6 protein-coding genes are annotated in these 9,202 nt (G+C 55.3%); 3 read left to right on the top strand and 3 right to left on the bottom strand.

The window, feature by feature from the left end:
- The 3 genes from AABZ39_12545 to AABZ39_12535 form a co-directional block, all read left to right on the top strand.
- Nucleotides 1–432: hypothetical protein (locus tag AABZ39_12545; protein MEK6795600.1), on the top strand; the 432-nt coding region annotated here is incomplete at its 5' end.
- A 112-nt stretch (nt 433–544) separates the two neighbouring features.
- Complete coding sequence (locus tag AABZ39_12540) at nt 545–4,675, top strand: LamG-like jellyroll fold domain-containing protein (protein ID MEK6795599.1); 4,131 nt, start codon at nt 545–547, stop codon at nt 4,673–4,675.
- 51 nt (nt 4,676–4,726) lie between these two features.
- Nucleotides 4,727–6,313, top strand: coding sequence for an endo-1,3-alpha-glucanase family glycosylhydrolase (locus AABZ39_12535; protein MEK6795598.1), 1,587 nt, complete (start codon nt 4,727–4,729; stop codon nt 6,311–6,313).
- A gap of 2 nt (nt 6,314–6,315) precedes the next feature.
- Here AABZ39_12535 and AABZ39_12530 read toward each other — a convergent pair whose 3' ends face one another.
- From AABZ39_12530 to AABZ39_12520, 3 genes are all read right to left on the bottom strand, one after another.
- Entirely contained in the window at nt 6,316–6,576 is a 261-nt protein-coding gene (locus tag AABZ39_12530) for a hypothetical protein (protein ID MEK6795597.1), read from the bottom strand.
- 215 nt (nt 6,577–6,791) lie between these two features.
- Nucleotides 6,792–7,823, bottom strand: a complete 1,032-nt coding sequence (locus AABZ39_12525; protein ID MEK6795596.1) for a zinc-binding dehydrogenase — start codon at nt 7,821–7,823, stop codon at nt 6,792–6,794.
- Between the two features lie 109 nt (nt 7,824–7,932).
- On the bottom strand, nt 7,933–8,931 hold the full coding sequence (locus AABZ39_12520; protein ID MEK6795595.1) for an aldo/keto reductase: 999 nt from the start codon (nt 8,929–8,931) through the stop codon (nt 7,933–7,935).
- Between the last annotated feature and the right edge of the window lie 271 nt (nt 8,932–9,202).

Raw genomic sequence — 9,202 nt, 5'->3', positions numbered from 1 at the left:
AGCGAGACGCCAAGGCCCGCCGGCGAGGTCGTCGCGCCCCCACCGATCAGCACCATCGGAGCCCGGCCCGTCATGAAGACCGAGGCGAAGTGCTCCGTGCGAGCGATCGGCATCGCAGGGGCGGCGGTGAAGGATCACGGCAATTATCGCACCATGTTCATCGGGTCATCGGTGCTCTCTCGCTATCTTATCAATGCGATCGCTTCGTACGCGGGCGCATGGGTGGTGACCAAACCGAATGCTGCGGTGGTATCGGCGAGCGATTCACTCCTCATGATACACGCATTTAAGACGGGAACGCTTCCGGTAACGATGAAAAAGCCGTCATCCCTTGCGGAATATGAGCCGGGGGCAAGAACGTTCGCACGATCGGCTCGCCATGAGATAATGGTTAAGGCGGGAAATACCTATCTTTTCAGGATCAAGGACTGAGCGATAATCGGCGTAATGCCGAATCGTCCTGATTATTTCCATTCCATGCATTGACAGCACGCTCGATTCCGCCTACATTGATGTGTAGAGAAAAGAGAGAACGGAGAAGCTCATGTCAAAATCCGCATGTATCATCTGCCTCGCACTGTTGCCGGCAATACTGAGCGCCATAGCAACGGACGGCGAATGGAAATTCGACGGCACGGCGGACGATACTTCACCCAATCGCTGTAAGACGGTTTCCGTAGATACGGCAGCGGTGAAGGGAAAGTCGGGCTCGGCATTCTCCTTTAACGGGAAAAGCTCATACGTGAAAGCCGATGTTCCGTTCACCGGCGGGAGTTTCACCTTTCACGCATACGCCGCGCCGACTGCGGCACCGACCGGTATAAATCCAACAGCCATCATGGCGCGCAGGGGATGGCATACGTACATCGGTTACACGAAAAGCAAAAAATATCATTTTTTTATCGTCAGCAAGGATAAGAAAACTTTTATCGCGGAAAGTCAGGACGTCTATGAACCGGGGACATGGCATGCGGTGACTGGCGTGTTTGACAAAGAGAGCATGAAGATAAACCTCTACATCGACGGTGAGCTTGCCGCCTCGGCGAAGTTCGAAGGGGAGATGTATCCGTATGAGAATACGCTTTTCATCGGTGCGGGGAATCCGGACAGCACCGGTTTTTCCTACAGCTTTTTCGGGAGCATCGATGACGCGCTCTATTTTTCACGTGCGCTTTCGCCGAGCGACGTGTCATCGCTTGCCGGCGTGCAAACGGGCGATATGTCAGCGGGGCTTGTCGGCTATTGGAAATTCGACGAACGCGCCGGCGGCACGGCAAAAGACAGCTCGGGGCTCGGTCATAACGGGCCGATATCGAGTGCCGCGCTCTGGGCGCAGGGGAAATCAGAAAGCGCGCTCCAATTCAACGGCTCGAATACGCTCGTCTATACCGTATTGAAACAGAAGCTCACCAGTTATACCTTTGCCGCCTGGGCAAAGCCGCTTGCTGCAGTAGGGAAGATCGGCGCCGTATGCGGACGGCCTGGGTTTCATAACGATCTTGGATACTCGACAGCAAAGCGATTCTATATCGAAACGTTCAATACCGAAAAACAGCATTTTATGGCGGTATCCGAACGCGCGTATGAACCGGGAGAATGGCATCATGTCTCCGGGGTTTTCGATGCCGCAGCAAAAAAATTGCTTCTTTATGTCGATGGCGAACTATCCGCGGAAAAGCCGTTTGTAGGCGAGCATTTCAGATACGGCGACGAATTCTATATCGGCTGCGGGAATGCAGCAAGCGCCTCCTTTGGATATTGGCTCAACGGCGCCGTTGACGAAGTACGCGTATATAAGCGCGCACTTTCAGCCATCGATGTGCGGTCGATATATGATATTCATTCGCAGTCCATGGGCCCGGCGGCAGATGAACGGTATAAGGAGGTCGGGCGTTCCGAGCAGCCGGCATGGTTCGAGCCGAAGATAGAAATACCGCCGCCCCTTACCGATGAGATACGAAAGGCGGTGGCTTCCCAAAGCCCGGCGACGTCGAGAATATTTCCGGTGAACGGCGTAACCCAGTTCGAAATGAACGGAAAGACAATGCCGTTCATGATGGGCGATATATGGTATTCCGATGGGATGCGGAAGATCTATCTCAAGCCGTTTTTTGACGCCGGCTTTGAGATCATCCGCGTCAATATGAATTTAGGTACATTCCCCAGTTCCGCTCAGATGCCCTGCTATTGGATTGGCGATCGAAAGTACGATGCTTCGGGGATTGAACCGCTGCTCTGGCGCGCACTCGTGCAAAACCCGAGGGCAAAGCTCCTTTTATGGCTGTTGATAGACCCGTATCCTGAATGGACGATCGAGCACCCCGATGATGTCATGCAGAATGAACGGGGACAATACGCAATAGGGACCACTCACTTTCAGCGTTATGGAGACAAGATACCCGCCCCGAGGAGCGGGGAACGCGGCGCATGGTCGTTCCGCTCCGCGACGTTCCGAAACGACGTGTGCGAGATGGTATCCAATTTCATGCGCGATGTGGAGCGGCTTGCGCCGGGACGAAGCGTCATGGGGTATCTCATCGGCGGCGGCGTTGATGCGCAGCTCTATCACTGGAATGCGCCGAATCATTATCTCTCGAAACCGGAATATTGGGGCGATTACTGTCCCGCGTCGAAATCGGAGTGGAAGACATGGCTCAAGAAACGATACGGCACGAAGGATGCCCTTGCAGCTGCGTGGGGAGTTGGCGTAACGGAACTCGGCGATCTTCCCCCTCCGCCGGCAAAGGATCTTGCGGGCGAACGGTTTTTTCACGACCCGCGTACCGACAGGCGGGCGATGGACTGGAAGCGATACACGACCGAGGGAAGACTTGAATTGATCCGTTCGGTGGCAGCGACGATAAAACGCGAAATGCCGCGTCCCATGGTGGTCGGCATCTGCTCGGGGGTAAGCCCGGGCCGGCGAGACTGCACAACGGAAGAGGAATTTATCCGCGATACGAACATCGATTTTGCGCTGAGTCAGTTCGCCTATTCGCAGCGTGTTCCGCCGAATCTGGGCGGCGTGAACACGCAGCTCGCTTCCTTCGCGGTCAATGGAAAAATGTTCGCCGGCGATTGGGATTTTCCGACATTCCTCATGAAGCCTACCGCCCGCGTCGAGATCGGCGCGGGGATATTCCACGATCAATTCGTCCAGGGCTGGTCGAAGGATATGGAAACGCTTCGTGCAGTGTGGCGTCGCGAATACGCACACCTCTGGACGGTCAATTCGGCGGGACACTGGAACCATGTGTTCGGCGCGTCCGACGGCCACGACGATCCGGCGATAATAGACGAGATGAAATTCCTCATGCAGATGTCGAAAACAGTGAAGCCTTCACCCGCGCAATACCCTGTCGCCGATGTCGCCGTCGTGTATGACGAAAAGGCGGTCGACCATCTCAACCGAGGCGCGGCGATCGCGCCGCTTGAATGGACGCGTTTCCAGCAGAACGAATTGAACGCCTCCGGGGTGCCGTACGGGCAGTACTATGCGGAAGACCTGCGCGAGGGGAAAGTGCCGAAGGCGAAACTGTATATCCTGCAGAATCTCATAAACCTCGATCAGCGGCTCATCGCGAGCATCGAGAAAATAAAATCCGCAGGAGCGACCGTTGTGTTTTTACGGGATACGGGCTATGCACAGTCGTTTAACGACATCGATGCTCTTTCTAAGACAATGGGGATGAAGGTTTCACGCCTTGAGGATGCACCCGTGCCGTCGTTTACCGTCGACAATAAGCACAGCCTCGTATCGTGGGGGGAAGAAGCGTCGGCGGCGCTTGGCAGCGTGACATGGCCGGCGGAATGTACCGTATTCGGGCCGTTCGACAAGAGCGAAACGCTTCCCAAAAGCGAAGATCTCAACGCCGTTCCCGCGGTATTATCCGTCGGAGCCACAAGAGCGGAGGCGAAGCACGTGACGCTGCAAGGAACATTCATCGATCTGCAGGCGATTATCGGCGGGGCGTTGAAGCCGGAACGCAATGCCTATGTCTATTATCGCGTTCAATCCAAAGCCGATGAGGATGTGTATTTCGGCGGCGGGGCGGATTGGTGGATGCAATGGTGGGTGAACGGGAAAGATGTTTTTAATACCATCGAAAAGGGCAATGAAAGAGCGGATTACACCGTGAACGCATATAAGTTCAAGGTAAGGCTTAAGCAAGGGAAGAACATCGTCGTTGTCCGCGTTGCGAGCGGAAGCGCCGGATTCGTGCTCGCCGCAGGCGGACCGTCGGAGTTGACAGCACCGCCTGTGTTCAATGCATCAATGGAAAAGATTAAAAAGGACGAGTATACGCTTGCCGTCGTCGACGCATCCGCTACCGTGCTTTCAGCGTATGGGGATGACGCGCATGCGGGTTTTGCCTTCAGGGACTACGGTACGTACAAAACAGTGTTCATCGGGGCACGCATGCTCTCGCGGAATATGATCGCGGCACTTGCAAAATATTTCGGCGCATGGCAGCTTACCGATCCAGGCACTGTGAGTGCAGCGTGTGAGAACCTTATCATGCTCCATCCGCTTGCCACGGGAACGGTGAAGGTGCGTTTGAAAAAACCCGCGTCGCTCGTCGAATGCGCGCCGGGAAAACGCACGAGCGCATCCGCGCTAACGCATTCGTTCGATCTGCCTGCCGGGGGAACATATCTGTTCATGGTGCGGTAATGATCGGATCATAGTGCTACTGCGGATCGCCTGATCACAGCGGAGGAATGAATGAGACATGATACCCTTTTCGCTCTCGGTGTATTATCCATTTTTTCTTTTGGCGGTTTTAGTCAGGAACGGGCGGGACGGGAAAGTACACCGACCGTGTCAGGGTCAAAGACGATCGCTGCGCATTATATGACATCGATGGTCGCGACCTTCCATCCGAAAGGAAAGCCGTCGAGACAGAACGACTACCTTGCCAGACCGCTTGCGGAACAGGTCGAGATAAGCCGCGATTTTCGTGCCGCTGCGAGATGGGATATTGAGCAGGCGTGCATCGCCGGTGTCAATACGTTCGCCGTGTGGATGTATCCCCGGATGGGCGAAATAAACAGCAATGATACGGCGTTCCAGAACATGCTGTTCGGCGAGATGCAGAAAGAAAAAACCGTTCAGTTCTATCCCGACTTCTGGTGGTTCAAGATGGACCCGGAGAACTGGGGAAAGATCATGACGGCGTGGGGCGCGGAACCCCGCCCGACGATTGAGGCCGAGATGCGCCGCTACGGGCAAGTCCTCAAAACATGGAGCGAGCGTTTCGGCGATGTGTGGAGAAAGCATGACGGCAAATGGATCATCGCCATGCAGGACCATGCGCTCTTTAAAAATGTACCGTATGCGAAAGCAGCGCAGTGGCTGTTCGCCCCGCTCGGCGGCAGAGAGAAAGTATATTTAAAACTGTGCCGCTATCCCTCACTACCGCGATTCCCGAACGGCGGTGAGATAGCACCCGATTGGCTTGCCGCTGCCGATGCCGTTTTCGATTGGTCGGCGAATTCGAGCTACGGCGACGCCTTGGAAATGCGAAAACAGGGCGAAGCGTTGTGCGCCGCATCGCAGAAGGAATGGTGCCCGTCATTCGCCCCGTCGTTCATGCAGTCCCGCGGGGGAGACGGCACCGCGCCGACAAGCCCGAAGATCTACGAGCGGCTCGGTATCGTGAGCTTTCAGGATGAGTGGATGGAGGCGATACGTTCCGGCGCGAAAAGCGTTGCGATTATCACCTGGAATGATATGAGCGAGGATACATCGCTCATGCCGGAGGAGAATCACGGATATGCGTATCTGCGCCTCAATCGATATTTTGCGCGATGGTTCCAGTCGGGAAAGCGCCCGGACATCGAGCGCGAGGAAATACTTCTCTTCCACCATCCGCAGGTCGTCGAAGGGCTTGAACTCCCGGGGAGCAGAAAGCCGACAGAGAGTGGTCCCGGATGCAGTACCCCGCCGACCGACTTCGTGGCGGTTGTTACATTCCTGAAGAAATCGGCCGAGGTCAGCGTGATCTTTCACAAACAGGTCATCGCAAAAAAAGAATGTCCCCCGGGATATCTCGCATGGTTCCTATATAATCCGAGGAAACAATTACCTCCTGAAAGCGGTCTTGCGGATACAGATCCCGTATATCCTTCCGCTTCCGATGATCTTGCGGTAACAATCCTCGATAAACCGTTCACCGATGCGGAGGTGTTTCTCGAAGTGAAACGCGGCAGCGAACCCCCGATCCTTTTCAGATCACAGCGGCCTATCGTAAGCGCTGCAGGCAGGGCCGATCTTACCACTATCGGGAATGTTTTCAGAATAGAGCGGTAGTTCTAATGGGTTATCGTGCTGCCGGAGCTATCGTCGGTTGGATCATAATTCTGCATACGCTGTAATATCAGTTTTCCTGAACCATCGCTGCGATATACCCCGAAGTTGAATTCCGGTTCCGCTTTATTATCGGCGGTGGTCCAAGAAGCTGAGACAGGCAGCCCGTGATCCTCAAGCTCGTACCAGGGGATACGGAGTATCCTCGGCATGAGCCCGCGCATGCATGGCTTACCGAACGGCACGGAACCAATGGTGAGGTTCATGCCGAGGTGACTACTGCAATGCGCGAGGTGAATGAAAATATCTATAGGCTGATTGACTTCTTTGATTCGCGAAAATAAATGACGATTGCGGTCACGAACATTTCCTGCCGTACTCATGTGTCATCGTGGATCGTTGAATGACCTGTCGCGAATTGCGCGGGGCAGCATCACAACATCTATTGGCAACACTTTGCAATGTGACGGCAGACCCGGCGCTATTTTTTCAACTGTACCAGCACCTTGGGCGCGACCCGTTTACGGACCGCTTCGTACGCATCAGCAATCCCGTCGAGCTGGGCGATTTTCGACAAGTCGTACCACAACGTTGCGTCCAGTTTTCCCTGCAGCACGTATTCTGACACCTGTTGATGGGTCTCGGCTTCGTCGTACGGGCCGGGGCCGCGGAAGGAAAATGTGCCGCGGGCCCAGCGGGGGTGCAGCACCACCTTGTTGGCGTCGTCAATCCCGTAAATGCAGATCGTGCCGCTGTTTTTGACCAGGGAGAGCACACCGTCCGCAGTCCCCGGCGCACCGACCGCGTCAATGACATAATCAAACCCTTCAGGAAAATAATTTTTTATATTCATGGCCAGGTCGTCCTGTGTATAGTCGTAATAGTGCTCGACCCGGGCCTTGGTTTTCACCGCCTGGCCCAGCCGCGCCGCACCGGCCATCGCCACTGTTGCGCCAAGGTTCACTGCGTGGGCGGCAAAAGCGAGGCCGTTGCCGCCGGAGCCGGCCACCAGCACCGACTTTCCTGCGCTGACACCGATACGCTGGATGTATGACAATGTCTCCCTCCAGGTGGTGTACATCGGCGCAACCTGCGGGTCGACCCCGGTTGGCACCACCTGGTTGACCCGGGCTCTGTTCCACTCCTGGGCCGGCAGGCCGTCGGCAGCCATGGCCCAATGGTCTTTCGCTACCCCCAGCTCGGCGAATCCCCCCCAGGTGATGGAAAACTTTTTATCCGGGGAAGGTGGTGTCCCGACCCGGGTAACCAAGTCACCGACTTTAAAATTACGGACTTTTTTTCCCAGTGTGATCACACGCCCAACCGACTCATGCCCGAGGACTGTGGGGAGAGGGCTGATCCAGGGAAAAGTCCCATCAATAATATGGGAATCCGTGCCGGTACAGGTGGCGCCATACAACAGTTCACACAGGGCATCATAATCCCCCACTGCCGGTTCGGCGATATCCTTCACAACCAGCGTCCCATGTTTTTCGATCAATGCAGCCTTCATACTTTCTCCTGAAAAATAAGATTAATTCCTGATGTTTTGATTTAATTCGATATATTTATAATCGTCAAGGCCCTTACCGTCGGGGTATTCACGGCGGCAAGCAGCCATGCTACCGCAGCCCGGCCGGTCCCTTATAGCAGCCCGGATTGCTTATCTTCCAGCCCAGCCCCCACGGCTCTTCCGCCGGGCGGAAAGGCACCAGCTGATAAAGGGCATCGATTTTTTTAACCAGGTCATCAGGCAACGCCCCTTTTTCTGCTGAAGCGACATTTTCATCGACTTCTTTGACGGAGCGCGCCCCCATCAGCACGGTATCCACCCGCGGGTCGGACAACACCCAGCGCAGACAGAGCTCCGGGAGGGTGAGGCCGCATTCGTCCGAGAGGGCATAGAGTTTCTTCATCTGCTCCTTGCGGGCGGGGGAGAGCCAGTAAGCCGAGGGATCATTGACGGCGTCGTACTTTCTGGCCAGCGCGCCCTGCTGCAGCGGCGAGCCCACCACCACCCCCATGTTCTGCGCCCGGGCGGCAGGGACCGCCGTCTCCTTGGCTTCCTGCCACAGCAGGCTGTAATTAAAGGCCGTCAGCACCACGTCGAATTTTCCGCTGTTGATAATGTGGGACAATTCATAGCAGGTGGTGCCGCCCAGGCCGGTGTATTTGATCTTTCCTTCTTTTTTTAATTCAGCCATCAGTTCCAGCACCGGGCCGTTGATCGTCTGCCAGTCGGTCCACCAGTCCCACTGCCCCGGCCGGTCCGGCTCGTGTATCATCAGGATGTCGATCACCTCGCGGTTAAGCAGTTTCAGGCTGGTCTCCACCGACTGACGCAGCGCCGCTTTATCCTGGGGTTTGAACGGGTCCGGGCGCCCCCCCAACTTCGTGGAAAGTATAAAAGGCTGCTTGATCTCCTTAAACGCTTCTCCCAGGGCCTCTTCACTGTTGCCGTAACTGGGCGCGGTATCGATATAATTTATGCCCAGTTCCAGGGCCCGTTTAACGACCCGGTTGGCCTCGGCCTGTTCCGCGGCATGCTTGGCTACGAAAAGCCCCCCCAAAGCCAGGCGGCTGACTTTCAGCCCGGTGCGCCCCAATGCTTGTGTTTCCATGGTTTGTGTTTCTCCTAGATCGGTTTGATGAAAATTTATTTTTCGGATACGATTTCCTGAATTCAATAATAGTCCGGAATCCCCCTAAAACAAGGGGAAACCATTTTTATTTATAGCACAAATCTGCGTTTTGAGCGAACATTTGCTTTTCCGGACCCACAGGCTATAATGAACGCCGATCGTGTCTGGTGCGCCATTTTCAGAAAAATCATGGTTCACCTTCAATTCAAAAGGGGTCTCTCATCACCCGGCTGAAACAGAGATTCCATCC

The organism is Spirochaetota bacterium (genome assembly GCA_038043445.1).
Taxonomy (GTDB): domain Bacteria; phylum Spirochaetota; class Brachyspiria; order Brachyspirales; family JACRPF01; genus JBBTBY01.
The sequence above is the reverse complement of the archived record's forward strand: the minus strand, read 5'-3'. Positions and strand labels throughout refer to the sequence as shown.